The organism is Streptomyces sp. TRM68416, from assembly GCF_014596915.1.
Lineage (GTDB): Bacteria > Actinomycetota > Actinomycetes > Streptomycetales > Streptomycetaceae > Streptomyces.
In genome coordinates this window covers 191,307-207,264 of record NZ_JACVWU010000009.1, presented here as the reverse complement: position 1 = coordinate 207,264, position 15,958 = coordinate 191,307, and the positions used below count along the sequence as shown (strand labels likewise).

Here is a 15,958-nt window from a genome sequence, read left to right as displayed (position 1 = left end):
CGCACAACCGCACATGCTCGTCTCCGACGCCCCAGAGGCTGTACGCCTGTTGTTAGCCTGCCGCAGCCAATACCAATCACACTTATGAAGAGGTTGTACATGCGCGCAGGCAGATCCGGCACCGCGGCCGCACTCGCGGGAGCGCTCGCCCTCGTGGCGTTCACCGCCCCGGTCGCGGAAGCGTCGGACACCGGCATCACCGTGAAGAACCTGGTGATCAACAACGGCAAGCCGATCATCGTGGGCACCAAGGCCGAGGTCACCCCCGACTTCACGTTCAACGTCTCCAAGCCCTCGGGCTACTCGTACTCCGAGATCGACGCGTTCCCCTTCCTGTACCACGACGTCACGGCCGCCCAAGGAGCCGAAAAGGGCGGCATCTACACGGGCAGCGTCACCTTCTACGACAACGGGTTCGCCGACGGGGAGCTCTACATCGACCCGCCGTACCGCCTGGACTCCAACAAGGACGCCACCACCTGGAAGATCGCCGTCTCCGCCCGGACCTGGGGCTCCGACGGCCAGCCCGACGCCGAGGAGTACCTGACCGGCTTCGGCAGCATTCCGGTCAAGCGGCGGGCCACGGCCACCGTCAACGCCTCCCCCGAGCCGGTCGCCAAGGGCGCGACGATCACCGTGAAGGGCAGCGCCAAGCGCGCGGACTGGGTCAAGCACACCTACGTCGGCTTCCCCGGCAAGCTGGCCAAGCTCCAGTTCCGGCAGGCGGGCACCCGCACGTACAAGACGGTCAAGTACGTGCGGGCGAGCTCCGCCGGCTACCTGAAGACCACGGTCACCGCCTCCGCCGACGGCTACTGGCGCTGGGCGTTCGGCGAGACGGCGACGACGGGCGGCGCGAAGGCCAAGGGCGACTACGTAGACGTCACCTGAGCCGTGCCCGGGGCCGGTCGGCGCAGGGCCTGGTAGCCGACGAACGTGAACATGCGCTCCCCGGGGACGAGGGGGAGGGACTCGCCGGTGAAGCGGTGGGCCCCGACCCCGTAGGGGATGTCGGGGCCGGTCACCCACACCCGCTCGAACCCCCGCTCCTCCAGCCACTCGCACACGCGCGTGTCGTAGTGCTGGGTCCGGGTCCACACCACCGTGCCGCCCGTCCGGCACAGCCGCACGCAGTGGTCGAGGACGCGTTCGGTGTCGGCGTCCGTCAGGTTGCCGAGGACGCCGCAGAGCATGACCAGGTCGGCCGGGGCGATGCCGACGCAGTGGTCGGTCAACCCGGCGTCCCCGGCGACGACTTCGACCCCGGGCAGACCGGCGGCCGCGGCCAGCCGCCGGGCCGCCGCCACGTTCCGCTCGTCGAGTTCGACGAGGCGGGCCTGCACGTCGCCGCCGCGCGGATGCGCCGCGAGCGCCCCGATCAGGTCACGCCCCTGACCGGCACAGAGGCTGAGCGCGCGGAGCGGACCCGGCGGGGCCTCGTCGAGGGCGGTACGGATGCGTTCCTGGACGAGCGCCAGGCGTCGGCTGAGACAGGAGTCGGGGGCGTCGTACGCGTCGTGCCACGCATGCCAGTCCATGCAGGGAGGGTACGGCGATCAGCGCTCCCGCGCGCGGGTGTACCGGCCCGGGGTCACTCCCACCAACTTCCGGAAGTGCCGGGTGAGATGGGCCTGGTCGTAGAACCCGGTCGCCACCGCGACCTCCCCGGCCGGCCGCCCGTCGAGCAGCAGCCGGCGCGCCCGGTCGACCCGGCGGGAGTTGAGGTACTGGTGCGGCGCGATGCCGTACGCGGTGCTGAACGCCCGTACCAGATGGGCCGGATGGGCCCCCAGCAGCGCGGACGCCTCGTCCAGCGCGAGGCCCTCCACGACGCGCTCGTCGAGGAGTTCGCGCAGCAGCCGCGCCAGGCGGGGATCCGCCCGCCGGGGGTGCGCGGCGCCGAGGGGCCGCAGATGCGACCGCAGCCGCTCGCCCACCAGCGTCAGCCTGCTCTCCGCCGCCAGCTCCTCGCCGGGCCGCGCCAGCGCGGTGTGCAACTGCCCCACCCGCCGCCGCAGTACGGGATCGCGCAGGTCCGGCCCGTCCACCGCGGCCCCGATGAGCTCGTCGCCGAGGTGGGTGCCGTCCAGGTAGAGGACGCGCTTGCGGAAGCCGCCCGGGCCGGCCGGGGAGCCGTTGTGCGGGACGTGCGGCGGCAGCAGGGTGACCGTGTCGTGCGGGGTGCCGTGCTCGTGCCGGTCGAGGTCGTACCGTACGGCCCCGGCGTCGACGATGAGCAGCGTCCACGCCTCGTGGACGTGCATCGGATACGCGTACTCGGTGAAGCGGGCGTGGAAGACCTCCGTGACGCCCGGCACACGGGGACGCCACGCGGTGACTTCCTGCCGGGCGGCCATGCAAAGAACGTACAAGACACCGTCGCGCACCGGTCGGCAGTCTCGTCGTATGACCACTGAACCCCTCCGGTACGACACCAAGATCGCCGTCCTGCTGCGCGCGGATTTGGAGATCTGGCAGCGCCTGAACGTCACCGCGTTCCTGGTCAGCGGCCTGGGCGCCCAGCTGCCCGAGGTGATCGGCGAGCCCTACGAGGACGCGGACGGCGTCCCGTACCTGCCCATGTTCCGCCAGCCGGTGCTGGTCTTCGAGGGCACCAAGGAGACGCTGACGGCGGCCCACGCGCGCGTGCTGTCCCGCGCGCTGCCCCGGGCGGTCTTCACCAGCGACCTGTTCGTCACGGGCAACGACCGCGACAACCGGGCGGCGGTGCGGGCGGTGCCGACGCGGGAGCTGGATGTGGTCGGACTGGCGGTGTACGGGCCGCGGAACGCGGTGGACAAGGTGTTGAAGGGGGCGCGGATGCACCCGTGACCGGAATCTGCACAGGGCGTGCGCAACTCGCCGGTAGGTGGGTTCCGTTGGTGCGGAGATGTCCTGTTCGCGGCGGCGACGGCAAGGCCTGTGGGGGCTGTTGTGGGAAGCGGCGTGTAGAGATACGGCCCCCGATTCGTGCCCGCGTTCGCACGGATGCGGAGGCCGCGGAGCGAACTGCCCGGGTGGCGGCGGTGGTTGGGTGGAGGGCCGGAGCACTCCGTGGTTTGATCCCTCGCACCCGTCCCCAACGGGATCCATTCCCCTGTGAACACCCATGTGAAGGGCAGTTTCCCCATGAACTCCGCTCCCCGGTTCGAGACCCTTGAGATCTCCGACGCCGACCTCGACTCCGTCTCCGGCGGCGTGCACCCCGAGGCCACCGTGACCGCCGGTCCCACGGTCGTCAGCAGCGCGGACGTGCTGTCCGAGGTCGGCGCCCAGGTCGGCGCGGTCCAGGGCCAGGCCCTGGCCACGGCCGCGCAGTACCAGCAGGTCGGCGTCACGGTCACCATCTGATCGCGGCTTCGCGGACCCGCCCTCCGCCGGGGGAACAATCCCCGGCGGAGGGCTTCAGGCCGTGCTGCTGAGGTCGGGCTTCGGCGCCGCCGGGGCCTCGACGACCGGCTCCTCGGCCGGCAGCCGCCGCATCAGGACCGCGTACCCGAGCCCCGCCAGCGTGCCGATGACGGCGCACAGCCCCCACAGCCACTCGGCGCCGTAGTGGTCGATGACGAAGCCGGACATCAGCGGGGCTACGAGGGAGGCCACCGCCCAGGACATGGTGTACATGCCCTGGTAGCGGCCGCGTCCGTGCACGGGGGAGAGGCGGACGACGAGCCCGGTCTGCGTGGGCGCGTTGACGATCTCGGCGAGGGTCCACACGCAGACGGTGAGCGCGAAGACGCCGACTGACCCGGCGAAGGCGGTGAGGCCGAAGCCGTAGCCCGCGAGGACGGACGAGATCACGAGCAGCCGCCGCGGGTCCCGGTGCTCGATGAACCGGGTGACCGGGATCTGCAGGACCACGATGAGTACGCCGTTGACGGCGATGGCGAGGCCGTAGTCGGCCGGGGTGAAGCCCGCCTCGCCCATGGCCACCGGCAGTCCCACGGAACCCTGCTGGAAGATCAGCGCGACCAGGAACGACAGCCCGACGACTCCCATGAAGCGCCCGTCGCGCAGCACGGTCCCCAGGCCGACCGCGTCCCCCGCCTTGACGGTCCCGCCGCTCTCGGGCCGGGACTCGGGCAGCTTCACGAAGACGACGACGGCGCAGACGGCCGTCATGGCCGCTTCGATCAGGAACCCGGCGAGGTAGCTGTACTCGGCGATGAACCCGGCGGCCATGGCGGAGACGGCGAAACCGAGGTTGATGGCCCAGTAGTTGAGCGAGAACGCCCGCACCCGGTCCTGGGGGCGCACGATGTCGGCCATCATCGCCTGCACGGCCGGCCGGGAGGCGTTGGAGGCCATGCCGACGAGGAAGGCGACGCCCGCGATGGCGACGGGGTGGTGCATGAACCCGAGCAGCGCGACGGAGGCGGCGGTGGAGGCCTGGGCGACCAGCAGGGTGGGCCGCCGCCCGAGCCGGTCCGTCATGACCCCGGCGCCCAGGGAGGAGATCACGCCGCCGAGGCCGTGGAGGGCGGCGACGAGACCGGCGTAGGAGGCGGAGTAGCCGCGGTCGAGGGTCAGGTACAGGGCCATGAAGGTGGCGACGAAGGCGCCGAGCCGGTTGACCAGGGTGCTGGTCCACAGCCACCAGAACTCACGGGGGAGCCCGGAGACGGTCTCCCGGGCGGCACGTCGCAGGGCGGCGACGGACATGGCTGTCTCCCAGAGGTGTAAGAGTCACAAGCGGTATGCGCAACTTACGCAGGAGGGGCCGTCGCGGACCACTCAATTAACAGAACCCGTCAACCGTCCGCTCTTCGAGCGGACGCGCAAGCGATCAAAACCTTCGATTACGCTCCTACACATGGCCGACGCACCGTACAAGCTGATCCTCCTCCGCCACGGCGAGAGCGAATGGAACGCGAAGAACCTGTTCACCGGCTGGGTGGACGTCAACCTCAACGAGAAGGGCGAGAAGGAGGCAGTCCGCGGCGGCGAGCTTCTGAAGGACGCCGATCTTCTCCCCGACGTGGTCCACACGTCCCTCCAGAAGCGCGCGATCCGCACGGCCCAGCTGGCCCTCGAGTCCGCGGACCGCCACTGGATCCCGGTCCACCGCAGCTGGCGTCTGAACGAGCGCCACTACGGCGCCCTCCAGGGCAAGGACAAGGCCCAGACCCTCGCCGAGTTCGGCGAGGAGCAGTTCATGCTGTGGCGCCGCTCCTACGACACCCCGCCGCCCCCGCTGGAGGACGGCACCGAGTTCTCCCAGTCGGACGACCCCCGCTACGCGACGATCCCGCCGGAGCTGCGCCCGCGCACGGAGTGCCTGAAGGACGTCGTCGTCCGCATGCTCCCGTACTGGTACGACGGCATCGTCCCCGACCTCCTCGCGGGCCGCACCGTCCTCGTCGCCGCCCACGGCAACTCCCTGCGCGCCCTCGTCAAGCACCTCGACGGCATCTCCGACGCCGACATCGCGGGCCTGAACATCCCCACCGGCATCCCCCTCGCCTACGACCTGGACGCCGACTTCAAGCCCCTCAACCCCGGCGGCACCTACCTCGACCCCGAGGCGGCCGCAGCGGCCATCGAGGCGGTCAAGAACCAGGGCAAGAAGAAGTAAGAGCCCACGAGTAAGCCCTCTTCCTGCGGTTTCTCCGCCGGAAGGGGGCTTTTCGCTGCCTCTGGGCCGTCTCCGGGCCGTCAGGGCGATGGGGCCGTGCGCTCTCCGGGCTCCGGCTCCTGTCTCCACTCCGCTCTGGCGCCGGCGTTCTGGAGAACAGCGACAGCGGACTGAGCCCGGTACGCAGACAGACCCCCAAGGAGGGTCACGGGGGCTTGGCGCGCCAGGACCCGGCTGTGCCACAAGCTCTGCCCGGTCACCTTTCGCACGGCCAGGATCACATCCATCTCGCGGGGCCCACAGTCGACGAGGACCACCTCGTGTGACGGGTCGTCGCAGAGCAGCGTGTAGTACTCGGTGGCCTCTTCGTCGGACATCTCGCCCTCCTGCCTCAGCGAACGGGAGCGTACGCGCCCTCGAGAACGCCAGCCACGGCTTTTCGAGTGCGCTCCTGGCTGGACGGCATCAGATGGGCGTACACGCGGAGGGCCGTCAAGGACCACCCAGGCGTAGAAGTGCCGAAGCGCGTGCGTGCCGTTCTCGCGAGACTCGGCGTACGACTCACCTGGCTGCCGCTCGGGGATGGCCCCAGCCGCAGCAAGCGCCCGCTTCCACACCTCCTCGTTGAGGGACGTACGCCAGACATGCAGTCGATGCCGACGAGGGCGACCGGTTACGGGGCGAGTCCGGTGATGAGGTGGCGCAGGTACATGGACTTGCCGGACAGCGTTGTGCCGAGGGCGAGAAGGCGACGGGCTGGTAGAGGTGGAACGCAGGGCCCATAGCCGTCGGAGTCCACCCCTCACACAGGGCAAGCCGAACAGCCGCAGCCACAGCAGACGGCAGTACGAGCTCTGCCTCACCGCCGATCCAGTTGCTCGGATGTGGCTGGCCGGTGGTGACCACAAGGGTCGTACCCGGAGTGTTCGCATGCTCGACCGCGAACGTGCACGGCGACCGGGGTAGGCCCCGCCGTCCGTCTCAGTTTCCGTCGCATTCGGCGCCGTTCACGAAAGGGCTGTTCGACTCTACCGGCCGTTGACGACCGCGGTTAGCGTCGTGTGCACAACCGAGGCTGTCGGGCAGGCGGGAGGTCGCCATGTCGGTCGAGCAACGGGCCAAGAAACCCTGGCTGCCGCCGCGCTGGGTCATCCGTCTGGCCTGGTACGCGCATCGGGGTCTGTACCGGGTCTTCGGAGGCCGCTTCGGCCTATGGCGGCCACGTGCCAACGGCTGGGGCGCCCTGCGGCTGACCACCACCGGCCGCCGCACGGGCCGTCGGCGCAGCGTCATCATCGGGTACTTCGAAGACGGTCCGAACCTGGTCTCGCTCGCGATGAACGGGTGGGGTGAGGCCGAGCCCGCCTGGTGGCTCAACTTGCAGGCCCACCCGGACGTGACCGCCGATCTGGTCGACGGGCAGCGGCTGGTTCACGGTCGCGCCGCACTGGGTGATGAGCGGTCACGGCTGTGGGCCAGGTGGCGCGAGATCGACAAGAATCTGGACGCCTACGCGGCACGCCGGCCGTACGACACTGCGGTGGTGGTTCTGGAGCCCCGAGCCAGTGTGCCGGACCCTACGCAGGGCAACTGATCGGCCGACGCCTCATCATTCCAACCGGCACCTCAAGGGGAACGGCGTCCACCCCTCCGTGCTCAGCAGCGCCTGCCTGCGAGCAGACGTCGGTCAGACCGCACGACAACCGCACCAGAGGCCCTGTCCCGACCATTTGCCCTGGTCAACGCTCGAACCACCCTCGGTTCCCCCGACAGTCCGATGCCGCTCGATGCCGCTCGACAGTGGCCAATGACGACCAACGACGACCACCAGGCGCACGAGTCCATCACATCTGACCAGTCCCCGGCCGCCTCTGAGCGGGTTACGGCGATGTGGTCGTGCGCCGTGCGGGCTTCGGCTCCTGGCGCCACTCCGCTCGGGCGCCGGCGCTCTGGAGTACGGCGACGGCGGACTGGGCTCTGTACGCGGACAGCCCCTGAAGGAGGGTGACGGGTGCTCGGCGTGCCAGTGCCCGGCTGTGCCACAGGCTGAGCCCGGTCACCTTGTGCACGGCTCGGATCGCGTCCGTCTCGCGGGGTCCGCAGTCGATGAGCAGCACCTCGTGGGACGGGTCGTCGCAGAGCGGGACGTGGTACTCGGTGGACCCCTCGTCGGACATCTCGCCCTCCTGCCTCGGTGAACGCGAGCGTACGCGCCTTCGAGGGCGGCAGTCACGGGTTCTCGGGCTCGCCTTGCCGCAGGCCGTGTCCGGCGCCCGCGTCGACCGCGGGCCGGAAGCGCTCGACCCCGGGATCTTGACGCTAACTCCTGGTTAGTGCTTTCCTTTGGCAAGTGTCAGCTTGAACTTTCAACTGCCTGGAGAGTGCCGTGCCCCCCACCACCTCTGTCCGCAGGACCTTCGTCGCTGCGGCCGCCTCCGCCGCACTGCTGGCCACCGCCGCGGTGCCGGCCGTAGCCGTCGCCGTCCCCGCCTCAGCGCCTGCTGCCGCCGTCGGCCACGCCGGCCACGCCGGTCACGCCGGATACGGCGACCACGCCCGCCTCGGCTACCAGAAGGCCGTCGTCGCCCGGGTGTTGAAGGGGGTGTTCGAGGAGGGCGACACGGCCGTCGTCGACCGTTACGTACGCCCGGACTACATCCAGCACAACCCGTTCGCCCCCGACGGCGCCGAAACGCTCAAGAACCTCGGCGTCGCGCTGCACCAGCAGTTCCCGGACGCCAAGTACGACATCAAGCGGGTCATCTCCGAGGGCGACCTCGTTCTCGTGCACTCCAACGTCGTCATGGTGCCGGGCACGCGGGGCACCGCCGTCTTCGACATCTTCCGCTTCCAGGGCGGGAAGATCGCCGAGCACTGGGACGTGGGGCAGGACGTGCCGGAGAGCTCGGTCAACGGCAACGACATGTTCTCGACGGAGAGTTGGCCGCGGACGGAGAAGCCGGGGGCGAGGTGGGTCACCGGGTACAACAAGAAGCTGGTCACCAAGGCCTTCGACCAACTCCTGGTCGACAAGGACCTGTCCGCGCTCGACCGCTACTGGGGCCCTGAGTACCACCAGCACAACCCGAACATCGCCGACGGCGTGGAGGGAGTGAGGGCGGGGCTGGGCGGCTACTTCGAGCAGTTCCCGCAGTTGACGGTCGCGCGGAAGCGGGTGATCGCGGAGGGAGACCTGGTCGCGGTCCACAGCCACTACGTGAACGCACCGGGTGAGCGGGGTCAGGCGGTCGTCGATCTCTTCCGGGTGCGGGGCGGGAAGATCGTCGAGCACTGGGACGCGCTGCAGGACGTGCCGGAGACTTCGGCGAACGACAACACGATGTTCTAGGAACCGGGTCAGATCGACAGCGGCACCGCGTGGATCTCGTCGGCCTTGTGCCCGGCGCGCTCGTGGACGCGCTGGACGGCCTCGGCCGAGGGTGCCTCGGAGAGGCAGTAGACGATGCCGGACTCCGGGTCCGCCCAGGCCCGTTCGGAGTGCACGCCCTCGTCCTTCTCGATGGCGAGGTCGGCCTTGTGGGCCTCGTTCAGCTGCTCTGCGGTGATGCCCTGCATCCCGTGGTGCACGTCCATGAACTGCGCCATGACCGGCCCACCTCCTCTCGGACGCCCGCCCCTCCCTCCATACTGCGCCCCGAGCCGCCCGTCGGCACGACGAAGGGCCCCGGCCTGCGCCGGGGCCCTTCAACGTCGTAGGGACGTCATCCGCACTGGCACGGATTGCCGGACTGGCAGCCGCAGCCGCAGCCCGACCCGCAGCCGCACGCTCCGATCAGCATCAGGTTCCTGATCTCGGCGGGCTGCTCGGTCCGCTGCTCCTGCGTGGGGTCGGGCGTCGTGCCGGGCGTGCTGGGGGATTCGGCCATGGTCCCTCCTTCAGGGCTCGTGCCTGTGCCCATTGCATGCCCGCTCCGCTGGGCGCATCAACGGCGCACTGAGGCTTCCACGCGCCCCGTCCGGCAACCGGGCGCCCTCCCGCGCAGGATCCGGGCGTGCCCAGATCCCCGTGCGGGAGGAGGCCCGCCCGCCATCAGACCCCGCAGGGGAGGAGGCCCCTCGTTCTCAGGCCCCTTCCACCCCCGCCACCGACGCCACATCCGTCCCCTGGAGCTCGTCCGCGTGTTCGCCCGTCACCAGGAAGACCACGCGCTTGGCGACCGCCACCGCGTGGTCGGCGAACCGCTCGTAGTAGCGGCCCAGCAGGGTGACGTCGACGGCGGTCTCGATGCCGTGCTTCCAGCGCTCGTCCATCAGGTGCTGGAAGAGGGTGCGGTGCAGCAGGTCCATCTCGTCGTCGTCGGTCTCCAGCTGGAGCGCCAGGTCGACGTCCTTCGTCACGATCACCTCGGCCGCCTTCGCCATCAGGCGCTGCGCGAGCTGGCCCATCTCCAGGATCGTGGCGTGCAGGTCGTGCGGGATGGCCCGCTCGGGGTAGCGCAGCCGGGTCAGCTTCGCCACGTGCTGGGCGAGGTCGCCCGAGCGCTCCAGGTCGGCCGACATCCGCAGCGAGGTGACGACGATCCGCAGATCCGTCGCGACCGGCTGCTGACGGGCGAGCAGCGCTATCGCCCGCGCCTCCAGCTCGTGCTGGAGGTCGTCGACCTTCTGGTCCGCCTCGATCACGCTCTCGGCCAGCTTCAGGTCGGAGTCGAGGATCGACGTCGTGGCGCGCCCGATCGCCGACCCGACCAGGCGGGCCATCTCCACCAGGCTGTCGCTGATCGAGTCAAGTTCCTCGTGGTACGCGTCCCGCATCAGGGTTCCCTCTCGTACGTACGTGTTCTTCGGGGGCTCCGGGGGCCGAGGCCCCGGCACGGACCGCCGGTGCGAACCCCACGGTCCCACGTTCGGCCCCCTACGCGTCGGTTTCCGTCACCCCAAATGAACCATTACTAGCTCCCGGGTGAACTCTGGGCGACGAGTGTTCGAGCTCGCACTCCGATGGCTGTGGCCTGGAGCGATCCCGTGCCTAACCTTGAGGCATGGACGTGAACGCGGCGGTCGCCGCAGCGGCAGCGATCGCCGGGGTGCTCACCGGCGTGGTCGCCATGCTGGCGTTCCGCTGGAGCGAACGCGACCAGGCGCGACCCACCAGAACCTCCCTGCACACCGACCCGGTGCTGCCGCCGGGCGTGGACACGGTCCTGTCCGTGCTCCGCTCCTCGGCGGTCGTCCTGGACGAGGCCGACGCCGTCGTGAAGGCCAGTTCCGCCGCCTACGCCCTCGGGCTGGTGCGCGGCGGCAAGCTGGCGGTGGAGCCGATGCTCCGGATGGCCCGGGACACCCGGCGCGACGGCGAGATACGCCAGGTCGAGCTGGACCTGCCCCGGCGCGGCACCGGACGCGGCGAGGCCCTCGCCGTCTCCGCCCGGGTGGCGCCGCTCGGCTCCCGGCTGGTGCTCCTGCTCGTCGAGGACCTCACCGAGGCCCGCCGGATAGAGGCGGTACGGCGCGACTTCGTCGCCAATGTCAGCCACGAGCTCAAGACCCCGGTCGGCGCGCTCTCCCTGCTGTCCGAGGCCGTCATGGACGCCTCGGACGACCCGGAGGCCGTGGAGCGGTTCGCCGGGCGCATGCAGATCGAGGCGACCCGGCTCACCAACCTCGTCCAGGAGCTCATCGACCTCTCCCGGGTCCAGAACGACGACCCGCTGGAGGACGCCGAGCCCGTGCGCGTGGACGAGCTGGTCGCCGAGGCCGTCGACCGCTGCCGGCACGCCGCCGGGACGAAGCAGATCACCATGGCCTCCGGCGGCACCGCGGACCTCAGCATCTGGGGCCACCGCGGCCAGCTCGCCGCCGCCCTCGGCAACCTCGTCGAGAACGCCGTCAACTACTCTCCCGCCCGCACCCGCGTCGGCATCGCCGCCCGCCGCGTGACCGCGCCCGGCGGGGACCTCATCGAGATCGCCGTCACCGACCAGGGCATCGGCATCTCCGACAAGGACAAGGAGCGCATCTTCGAGCGCTTCTACCGCGTGGACCCGGCCCGCTCCCGCGCCACCGGCGGTACGGGACTCGGGCTGGCGATCGTCAAGCACGTGGCCGCCTCGCACGGCGGGGAGGTCACGGTGTGGAGCTCCGAGGGACAGGGCTCCACCTTCACTCTGAGGCTGCCGGAGGCGGGCGCGGCCCGTGACCGCGCGTCGCAGAATCCCGCCCTCGACGACGAGGCCGGGCAGTCCATCCATGATTCGTACGAACCGCTTTCCGCCCCGGAGGTCCTTCCGTGACCCGTGTGCTCGTCGTCGAGGACGAGGAGTCCTTCTCCGACGCCCTGTCGTACATGCTCCGCAAGGAGGGCTTCGAGGTCGCGGTCGCGACCACCGGGCCCGACGGACTCGACGAGTTCGAGCGCAACGGCGCCGACCTCGTCCTCCTCGACCTGATGCTGCCCGGCCTGCCGGGCACCGAGGTCTGCCGCCAGCTGCGCGGCCGCTCCAACGTCCCCGTCATCATGGTGACCGCCAAGGACAGCGAGATCGACAAGGTGGTCGGGCTGGAGATAGGAGCCGACGACTACGTCACCAAGCCGTTCTCCTCCCGCGAGCTGGTCGCCCGTATCCGGGCCGTCCTGCGCCGCCGCGGGGAGCCGGAGGAGGTCACCCCGGCCGCGCTGGAGGCGGGCCCGGTCCGCATGGACGTCGACCGGCACGTGGTCACCGTCTCCGGCTCCAAGGTCGACCTGCCCCTGAAGGAGTTCGACCTGCTGGAGATGCTCCTGCGCAACGCGGGCCGCGTCCTGACCCGCATGCAGCTCATCGACCGCGTCTGGGGTGCCGACTACGTGGGCGACACCAAGACCCTCGACGTCCACGTCAAGCGCCTGCGCGCGAAGATCGAGCCGGACCCGGGCGCGCCCCGCTATCTGGTGACGGTGCGCGGCCTGGGCTACAAGTTCGAGCCGTAAACAACGCCGTACATACGCCGCATACGGCTACGACGAAGGGCGGGACCTCTGCGCGAGGTCCCGCCCTTCGTCGTACAGCCGTATGCGGCGTCAGTGGCCGGCCGCTGCCTCCTCCGTCGCGGAGGCCGAGGCGGAGTCGGCCGGGGTGGCGGTGGAGCCGTCGCCCTCCGCGCCCTCCTCCGTGGCCTCGCCCGTGGGCTCCGTCGTGGGGGACGCGGTCTCCTCACCGGGCGCGGCCGGGACCTCGGCCGGGCCCCAGTCCTTGAAGTAGCTCTCGGCCGGCACGACGAAGGCGCGCAGGCTCACCTCACCCGTCTTGGAGAAGGTGAAGGTGATCTTCTGGGCGTCGCCGTCCTTGATGGCCTCACGGCCGCTGTCCAGCACCGCGGAGGCGTTGTTCTCGCCGCCCAGGACCAGGGAGCCGCCGGCCGGGATGGTCAGGCTCTGACCCTTGGCGGGCTTGAGGTCGGCCTTGCCGCTGCCGTCGACGGTGATCGACTCCAGCTTCTGGGCGGTGGTGCCGTCGTTGAAGAGGGTCGCGGCGATGACGGCGGGGCCGGTCGACTCCAGGTCGGGCTGGGTGACGACGATGGCGTTCTGGATCTTGATGTCGCCGACCGCGGTGGCCGCGTTGTCCGGCTTGATCTCCAGCGTCTGGGCGTTGTTGCCGGCACCGCACGCGGCGAGCGAGGCGATCGAGAACGCGATGGCGGCGGCGGCGAGGGCACCGCGTCGAAGGCTGCTGCTCACGGCGGCGGCAACTCCTTGACTCGAACGGGGGGCGCGTAAAGCCGCCCTAAGTGTCTGTCAGCGGCCTTTAGGTTACCGAGCCGTTCCCGCGCGACCGCACCCGACCCTCCCCCGAGCCGCGAAGAGCCACTCCTTCACCCGTCCCGTCCGTCGCGGTTGACCCATGAGTCACATTGGCTCCACGCGCCTCCCGCATTCGCATAAGTCCCGTGCGCATAGCCGCGGCGCCGATGTGCAGATTTTCCGTGCAGGAATGCACGACCGTCCCGAAATTGATCACCGACTGTGCGTCGAGCGCTCCTCGTGATCAATTCCGGATTCGTCTGGTACCCGACTCCGGACACCGAACGGAGTAGCGGAAGTCGCACACTTGGAACCGGACATATGCGGACGTTCATCCGCTTGGCAGGGCCTGTGGATGCGTGTAACGTGCGCGTTTCTCCTCCCCCGGAGAGCCGCTCCGACCTGCGAATACCGTCTTCCGATCGGTCCGCGAAGCACGTTCCTGTTACTGTTGTCAAGCCCCGAGATATGCCCTGACCTGCGAAAACGCCATTCAGAACCCGCAGTTTCCGTGTTACCCTGGATAGCCACGGAAGGGGTACCTGTCACATGACGTTCAAGGTTGGCGACACCGTGGTCTATCCCCATCACGGGGCCGCGCTGATCGAGGCCATCGAAACTCGCCAGATCAAAGGCGTGGACAAGACCTACTTGGTGCTGAAGGTCGCCCAGGGTGACCTGACGGTGCGTGTGCCAGCGGACAATGCGGAGTTCGTCGGCGTGCGTGATGTGGTCGGTCAGGACGGACTGGACCGGGTCTTCGAGGTGCTGCGCGCGCCGTACGCCGAGGAGCCCACGAACTGGTCGCGTCGCTACAAGGCAAATCTGGAGAAGCTCGCCTCCGGCGATGTCATCAAGGTCGCGGAAGTCGTGCGTGACCTGTGGCGTCGTGAGCGCGAGCGCGGACTCTCCGCCGGTGAGAAGCGCATGCTCGCCAAGGCCCGCCAGATCCTGGTGAGCGAGCTCGCTCTCGCGGAGAACACCAACGAGGACAAGGCCGAGGCCCTGCTCGACGAGGTTCTCGCGTCCTGACACAGCCGGCAGGCAGCCAGCCCGCTCAGCTCACTCAGCAGCACAAGCTCAGTCAGCAGCACACTGAAATGCCGCGGTGCCCGATGACGTATTCACAGTCGCCGGGCGCTGCGGCATGTGCGTTTGTGCGTACCGTCCCACCGCCGTACGTGCCTCGGGGCGTTCCAGTACAAGGCGTTCTTGGTACAAGACGTTCTTGTACGTGCTTCAAGGCGTCCTTCGGGGAAGGTTCCCCCGATACTTGGCGTGCCGGGCCCGGGCAGCAGGCTCGACCGGGGTCACGGAAGGGTCCGGTCAAGGCGTCGCGCCCGGCACTTCCCAGGCCATACCCACGCAAGGCCAGCACACAAACCTGACAGGAACCGATGTCTGACGAATCGCGCCCCACGCCCGCGCAGGCCCGTACCGCGGCGGTGATTCCGGCCGCCGGCCGAGGCGTACGTCTCGGCCCCGGCGCGCCCAAGGCACTCCGCGCGCTGGGCGGCACCCCGATGCTGATCCACGCGGTACGCGCGATGGCCGCGTCCCGCGCCGTCTCCCTGGTCGTCGTCGTGGCCCCGCCGGACGGCGCCGCCGAGGTGAAGTCACTGCTCGACGCGCACGCGCTGCCCGACCGGACCGACTTCGTCGTCGTCCCGGGCGGCGAGTCCCGCCAGGAATCCGTGCACCTCGGCCTGGACGCCCTGCCGCCCGAGTACGACATCGTCCTCGTCCACGACGCGGCCCGCCCGCTGGTCCCCGTGGACACGGTCGACGCCGTGATCGAGGCCGTACGGGAGGGCGCGGTGGCCGTGGTCCCCGCCCTGCCGCTCGCCGACACCGTCAAGGAGGTCGGGCCGGCCGCGGAGGGCGCGCCCGAGCCGGTCGTCGCCACCCCGGAGCGGGCCCGGCTGCGGGCCGTGCAGACACCGCAGGGCTTCGACCGGGCGACCCTGGTCCGCGCCCACGAGACGGTCACCGACGACGTGACCGACGACGCGAGCATGGTCGAGCAGCTCGGCGGCGCCGTCGTGGTCGTGCCCGGCCACGAGGAGGCATTCAAGGTCACCCGGCCGCTGGACCTGGTGCTGGCCGAGGCGGTCCTCGCGCGCAGGAGGCTCAACGATGGCTTCTGAGGCGCCGCTGCTTCCCCAGGTCGGCATCGGCACCGACATCCACGCCTTCGAGGAGGGCCGCGAGCTGTGGTGCGCGGGCCTGAAGTGGGAGGGCGAGGGGACCGGCCTGGCCGGCCACTCCGACGCCGACGTCGTCGCGCACGCCGCGTGCAACGCGCTCTTCTCCGCCGCCGGGCTCGGCGACCTCGGACAGCACTTCGGCACCGGCCGGCCCGAGTGGTCCGGCGCCTCCGGCGTCACCCTGCTGACGGAGGCGGCCCGGATCGTCCGCGAGGCCGGCTTCGTCATCGGCAACATCGCGGTGCAGGTCGTCGGCCCCCGCCCGAAGATCGGCAAGCGCCGTGACGAGGCCCAGAAGATCCTCTCGGAGGCGGCCGGGGCACCCGTTTCGGTGTCGGGCGCCACGACGGACGGTCTCGGCTTCCCCGGTAGGGGTGAAGGTCTGATGGCGGTGGCGACCGCGCTGGTGGCCAGATCGGCGGGGTGAGCGTT

The 15,958-nt window shown here is 70.2% G+C and carries 20 protein-coding genes and 1 pseudogene; 11 read left to right on the top strand and 10 right to left on the bottom strand.

Annotation, left to right across the window (positions count from 1 at the left end):
• Window positions 1-99: 99 nt before the first annotated feature.
• A complete protein-coding gene (locus tag ICC28_RS16945) occupies window positions 100-891 on the top strand; it encodes a hypothetical protein (protein WP_223188963.1) in 792 nt (263 codons plus the stop codon).
• Here the strand turns inward: ICC28_RS16945 and ICC28_RS16940 are convergent.
• Both ICC28_RS16940 and ICC28_RS16935 read right to left on the bottom strand, forming a co-directional pair.
• The gene (locus ICC28_RS16940; protein WP_188289397.1) at window positions 873-1,538 is read right to left on the bottom strand and encodes a methyltransferase domain-containing protein; all 666 of its coding nucleotides are present in this window, start codon (window positions 1,536-1,538) and stop codon (window positions 873-875) included. The two genes, ICC28_RS16945 and ICC28_RS16940, sit on opposite strands and share 19 nt — an antisense overlap.
• Before the next feature lie 18 nt (window positions 1,539-1,556).
• On the bottom strand, window positions 1,557-2,357 hold the full coding sequence (locus tag ICC28_RS16935; RefSeq protein ID WP_188289396.1) for a helix-turn-helix transcriptional regulator: 801 nt from the start codon (window positions 2,355-2,357) through the stop codon (window positions 1,557-1,559).
• Window positions 2,358-2,406: 49 nt separating this feature from the next.
• On the opposite strand from ICC28_RS16935, the gene ICC28_RS16930 reads away from it, so the two are divergent.
• Both ICC28_RS16930 and ICC28_RS16925 read left to right on the top strand, forming a co-directional pair.
• Window positions 2,407-2,832 carry a DUF2000 domain-containing protein gene (locus ICC28_RS16930; RefSeq protein ID WP_223188962.1) on the top strand — a complete coding sequence of 142 codons (426 nt, stop codon included), beginning with the start codon at window positions 2,407-2,409 and terminating at the stop codon, window positions 2,830-2,832.
• A gap of 297 nt (window positions 2,833-3,129) precedes the next feature.
• The gene (locus ICC28_RS16925; protein WP_188289394.1) at window positions 3,130-3,351 is read left to right on the top strand and encodes a hypothetical protein; all 222 of its coding nucleotides are present in this window, start codon (window positions 3,130-3,132) and stop codon (window positions 3,349-3,351) included.
• 54 nt (window positions 3,352-3,405) lie between these two features.
• On the opposite strand, the gene ICC28_RS16920 is transcribed toward ICC28_RS16925, so the two are convergent.
• The gene (locus ICC28_RS16920) at window positions 3,406-4,662 is read right to left on the bottom strand and encodes an MDR family MFS transporter (protein WP_188289393.1); all 1,257 of its coding nucleotides are present in this window, start codon (window positions 4,660-4,662) and stop codon (window positions 3,406-3,408) included.
• A gap of 151 nt (window positions 4,663-4,813) precedes the next feature.
• Between ICC28_RS16920 and ICC28_RS16915 the strand changes: the two genes are divergently transcribed.
• Window positions 4,814-5,575 (top strand): phosphoglyceromutase, encoded by a 762-nt coding sequence (locus tag ICC28_RS16915; RefSeq protein WP_188289392.1) that lies wholly within the window; start codon window positions 4,814-4,816, stop codon window positions 5,573-5,575.
• A gap of 80 nt (window positions 5,576-5,655) precedes the next feature.
• Here the strand turns inward: ICC28_RS16915 and ICC28_RS16910 are convergent, their stop codons facing one another.
• Together ICC28_RS16910 and ICC28_RS40580 are read right to left on the bottom strand one after the other, a co-directional pair.
• The gene (locus ICC28_RS16910) at window positions 5,656-5,952 is read right to left on the bottom strand and encodes a ribosomal protein L7/L12 (protein WP_188289391.1); all 297 of its coding nucleotides are present in this window, start codon (window positions 5,950-5,952) and stop codon (window positions 5,656-5,658) included.
• A gap of 14 nt (window positions 5,953-5,966) precedes the next feature.
• A pseudogene (locus ICC28_RS40580) lies at window positions 5,967-6,222 on the bottom strand (site-specific integrase); the annotation flags it as partial.
• Between the two features lie 452 nt (window positions 6,223-6,674).
• Between ICC28_RS40580 and ICC28_RS16905 the strand changes: the two are divergent.
• Complete coding sequence (locus tag ICC28_RS16905) at window positions 6,675-7,169, top strand: nitroreductase/quinone reductase family protein (RefSeq protein ID WP_188289390.1); 495 nt, start codon at window positions 6,675-6,677, stop codon at window positions 7,167-7,169.
• A gap of 286 nt (window positions 7,170-7,455) precedes the next feature.
• Here the strand turns inward: ICC28_RS16905 and ICC28_RS16900 are convergent, their stop codons facing one another.
• Window positions 7,456-7,752: a ribosomal protein L7/L12 gene (locus tag ICC28_RS16900; RefSeq protein ID WP_188289389.1), complete on the bottom strand. Its 297-nt coding sequence runs from the start codon at window positions 7,750-7,752 to the stop codon at window positions 7,456-7,458.
• Window positions 7,753-7,961: 209 nt separating this feature from the next.
• Between ICC28_RS16900 and ICC28_RS16895 the strand changes: the two genes are divergently transcribed.
• Complete coding sequence (locus ICC28_RS16895; RefSeq protein WP_188289388.1) at window positions 7,962-8,924, top strand: nuclear transport factor 2 family protein; 963 nt, start codon at window positions 7,962-7,964, stop codon at window positions 8,922-8,924.
• A gap of 8 nt (window positions 8,925-8,932) precedes the next feature.
• Here the strand turns inward: ICC28_RS16895 and ICC28_RS16890 are convergent, their stop codons facing one another.
• From ICC28_RS16890 to phoU, 3 genes are all read right to left on the bottom strand, one after another.
• The gene (locus ICC28_RS16890) at window positions 8,933-9,181 is read right to left on the bottom strand and encodes an SCO4226 family nickel-binding protein (protein ID WP_188289387.1); all 249 of its coding nucleotides are present in this window, start codon (window positions 9,179-9,181) and stop codon (window positions 8,933-8,935) included.
• 116 nt (window positions 9,182-9,297) lie between these two features.
• Window positions 9,298-9,462 (bottom strand): hypothetical protein, encoded by a 165-nt coding sequence (locus ICC28_RS16885; protein ID WP_188289386.1) that lies wholly within the window; start codon window positions 9,460-9,462, stop codon window positions 9,298-9,300.
• A 196-nt stretch (window positions 9,463-9,658) separates the two neighbouring features.
• On the bottom strand, window positions 9,659-10,351 hold the full coding sequence (phoU, locus tag ICC28_RS16880; RefSeq protein ID WP_188289385.1) for a phosphate signaling complex protein PhoU: 693 nt from the start codon (window positions 10,349-10,351) through the stop codon (window positions 9,659-9,661).
• Window positions 10,352-10,578: 227 nt separating this feature from the next.
• Between phoU and ICC28_RS16875 the strand changes: the two genes are divergently transcribed.
• Both ICC28_RS16875 and ICC28_RS16870 read left to right on the top strand, forming a co-directional pair.
• A complete protein-coding gene (locus ICC28_RS16875; RefSeq protein ID WP_188289384.1) occupies window positions 10,579-11,829 on the top strand; it encodes a sensor histidine kinase in 1,251 nt (416 codons plus the stop codon).
• Window positions 11,826-12,506, top strand: coding sequence for a response regulator transcription factor (locus ICC28_RS16870; protein ID WP_015659563.1), 681 nt, complete (start codon window positions 11,826-11,828; stop codon window positions 12,504-12,506). Before ICC28_RS16875 ends, ICC28_RS16870 begins: the two co-directional genes overlap by 4 nt.
• A gap of 90 nt (window positions 12,507-12,596) precedes the next feature.
• On the opposite strand, the gene ICC28_RS16865 is transcribed toward ICC28_RS16870, so the two are convergent.
• Window positions 12,597-13,256, bottom strand: a complete 660-nt coding sequence (locus ICC28_RS16865; protein WP_188289383.1) for a DUF461 domain-containing protein — start codon at window positions 13,254-13,256, stop codon at window positions 12,597-12,599.
• A gap of 612 nt (window positions 13,257-13,868) precedes the next feature.
• Here ICC28_RS16865 and ICC28_RS16860 point away from each other — a divergent pair.
• The 3 genes from ICC28_RS16860 to ispF all read left to right on the top strand — a co-directional run bounded on the left by ICC28_RS16860 (window position 13,869) and on the right by ispF (window position 15,953).
• A complete protein-coding gene (locus tag ICC28_RS16860) occupies window positions 13,869-14,351 on the top strand; it encodes a CarD family transcriptional regulator (RefSeq protein WP_003953493.1) in 483 nt (160 codons plus the stop codon).
• A 365-nt stretch (window positions 14,352-14,716) separates the two neighbouring features.
• On the top strand, window positions 14,717-15,466 hold the full coding sequence (gene ispD, locus ICC28_RS16855) for a 2-C-methyl-D-erythritol 4-phosphate cytidylyltransferase (RefSeq protein ID WP_188289382.1): 750 nt from the start codon (window positions 14,717-14,719) through the stop codon (window positions 15,464-15,466).
• Window positions 15,456-15,953, top strand: a complete 498-nt coding sequence (ispF, locus tag ICC28_RS16850; protein WP_188289381.1) for a 2-C-methyl-D-erythritol 2,4-cyclodiphosphate synthase — start codon at window positions 15,456-15,458, stop codon at window positions 15,951-15,953. Before ispD ends, ispF begins: the two co-directional genes overlap by 11 nt.
• Window positions 15,954-15,958: the final 5 nt, after the last annotated feature.

What these genes read in the sequence shown, in the direction of transcription:
- ICC28_RS16910 (WP_188289391.1), bottom strand. Translation starts at nt 5,952, where the DNA reads ATGTCCGACGAAGAGGCCACCGAGTACTACACGCTGCTCTGCGACGAC.
- ispF (WP_188289381.1), top strand. Translation starts at nt 15,456, where the DNA reads ATGGCTTCTGAGGCGCCGCTGCTTCCCCAGGTCGGCATCGGCACCGAC.
- ICC28_RS16920 (WP_188289393.1), bottom strand. Translation starts at nt 4,662, where the DNA reads ATGTCCGTCGCCGCCCTGCGACGTGCCGCCCGGGAGACCGTCTCCGGG.
- ICC28_RS16930 (WP_223188962.1), top strand. Translation starts at nt 2,407, where the DNA reads ATGACCACTGAACCCCTCCGGTACGACACCAAGATCGCCGTCCTGCTG.
- ICC28_RS16925 (WP_188289394.1), top strand. Translation starts at nt 3,130, where the DNA reads ATGAACTCCGCTCCCCGGTTCGAGACCCTTGAGATCTCCGACGCCGAC.
- ICC28_RS16890 (WP_188289387.1), bottom strand. Translation starts at nt 9,181, where the DNA reads ATGGCGCAGTTCATGGACGTGCACCACGGGATGCAGGGCATCACCGCA.
- ICC28_RS16940 (WP_188289397.1), bottom strand. Translation starts at nt 1,538, where the DNA reads ATGGACTGGCATGCGTGGCACGACGCGTACGACGCCCCCGACTCCTGT.
- ICC28_RS16875 (WP_188289384.1), top strand. Translation starts at nt 10,579, where the DNA reads ATGGACGTGAACGCGGCGGTCGCCGCAGCGGCAGCGATCGCCGGGGTG.
- ispD (WP_188289382.1), top strand. Translation starts at nt 14,717, where the DNA reads ATGTCTGACGAATCGCGCCCCACGCCCGCGCAGGCCCGTACCGCGGCG.
- ICC28_RS16900 (WP_188289389.1), bottom strand. Translation starts at nt 7,752, where the DNA reads ATGTCCGACGAGGGGTCCACCGAGTACCACGTCCCGCTCTGCGACGAC.
- ICC28_RS16945 (WP_223188963.1), top strand. Translation starts at nt 100, where the DNA reads ATGCGCGCAGGCAGATCCGGCACCGCGGCCGCACTCGCGGGAGCGCTC.
- ICC28_RS16885 (WP_188289386.1), bottom strand. Translation starts at nt 9,462, where the DNA reads ATGGCCGAATCCCCCAGCACGCCCGGCACGACGCCCGACCCCACGCAG.
- ICC28_RS16935 (WP_188289396.1), bottom strand. Translation starts at nt 2,357, where the DNA reads ATGGCCGCCCGGCAGGAAGTCACCGCGTGGCGTCCCCGTGTGCCGGGC.
- phoU (WP_188289385.1), bottom strand. Translation starts at nt 10,351, where the DNA reads ATGCGGGACGCGTACCACGAGGAACTTGACTCGATCAGCGACAGCCTG.
- ICC28_RS16905 (WP_188289390.1), top strand. Translation starts at nt 6,675, where the DNA reads ATGTCGGTCGAGCAACGGGCCAAGAAACCCTGGCTGCCGCCGCGCTGG.
- ICC28_RS16860 (WP_003953493.1), top strand. Translation starts at nt 13,869, where the DNA reads ATGACGTTCAAGGTTGGCGACACCGTGGTCTATCCCCATCACGGGGCC.
- ICC28_RS16915 (WP_188289392.1), top strand. Translation starts at nt 4,814, where the DNA reads ATGGCCGACGCACCGTACAAGCTGATCCTCCTCCGCCACGGCGAGAGC.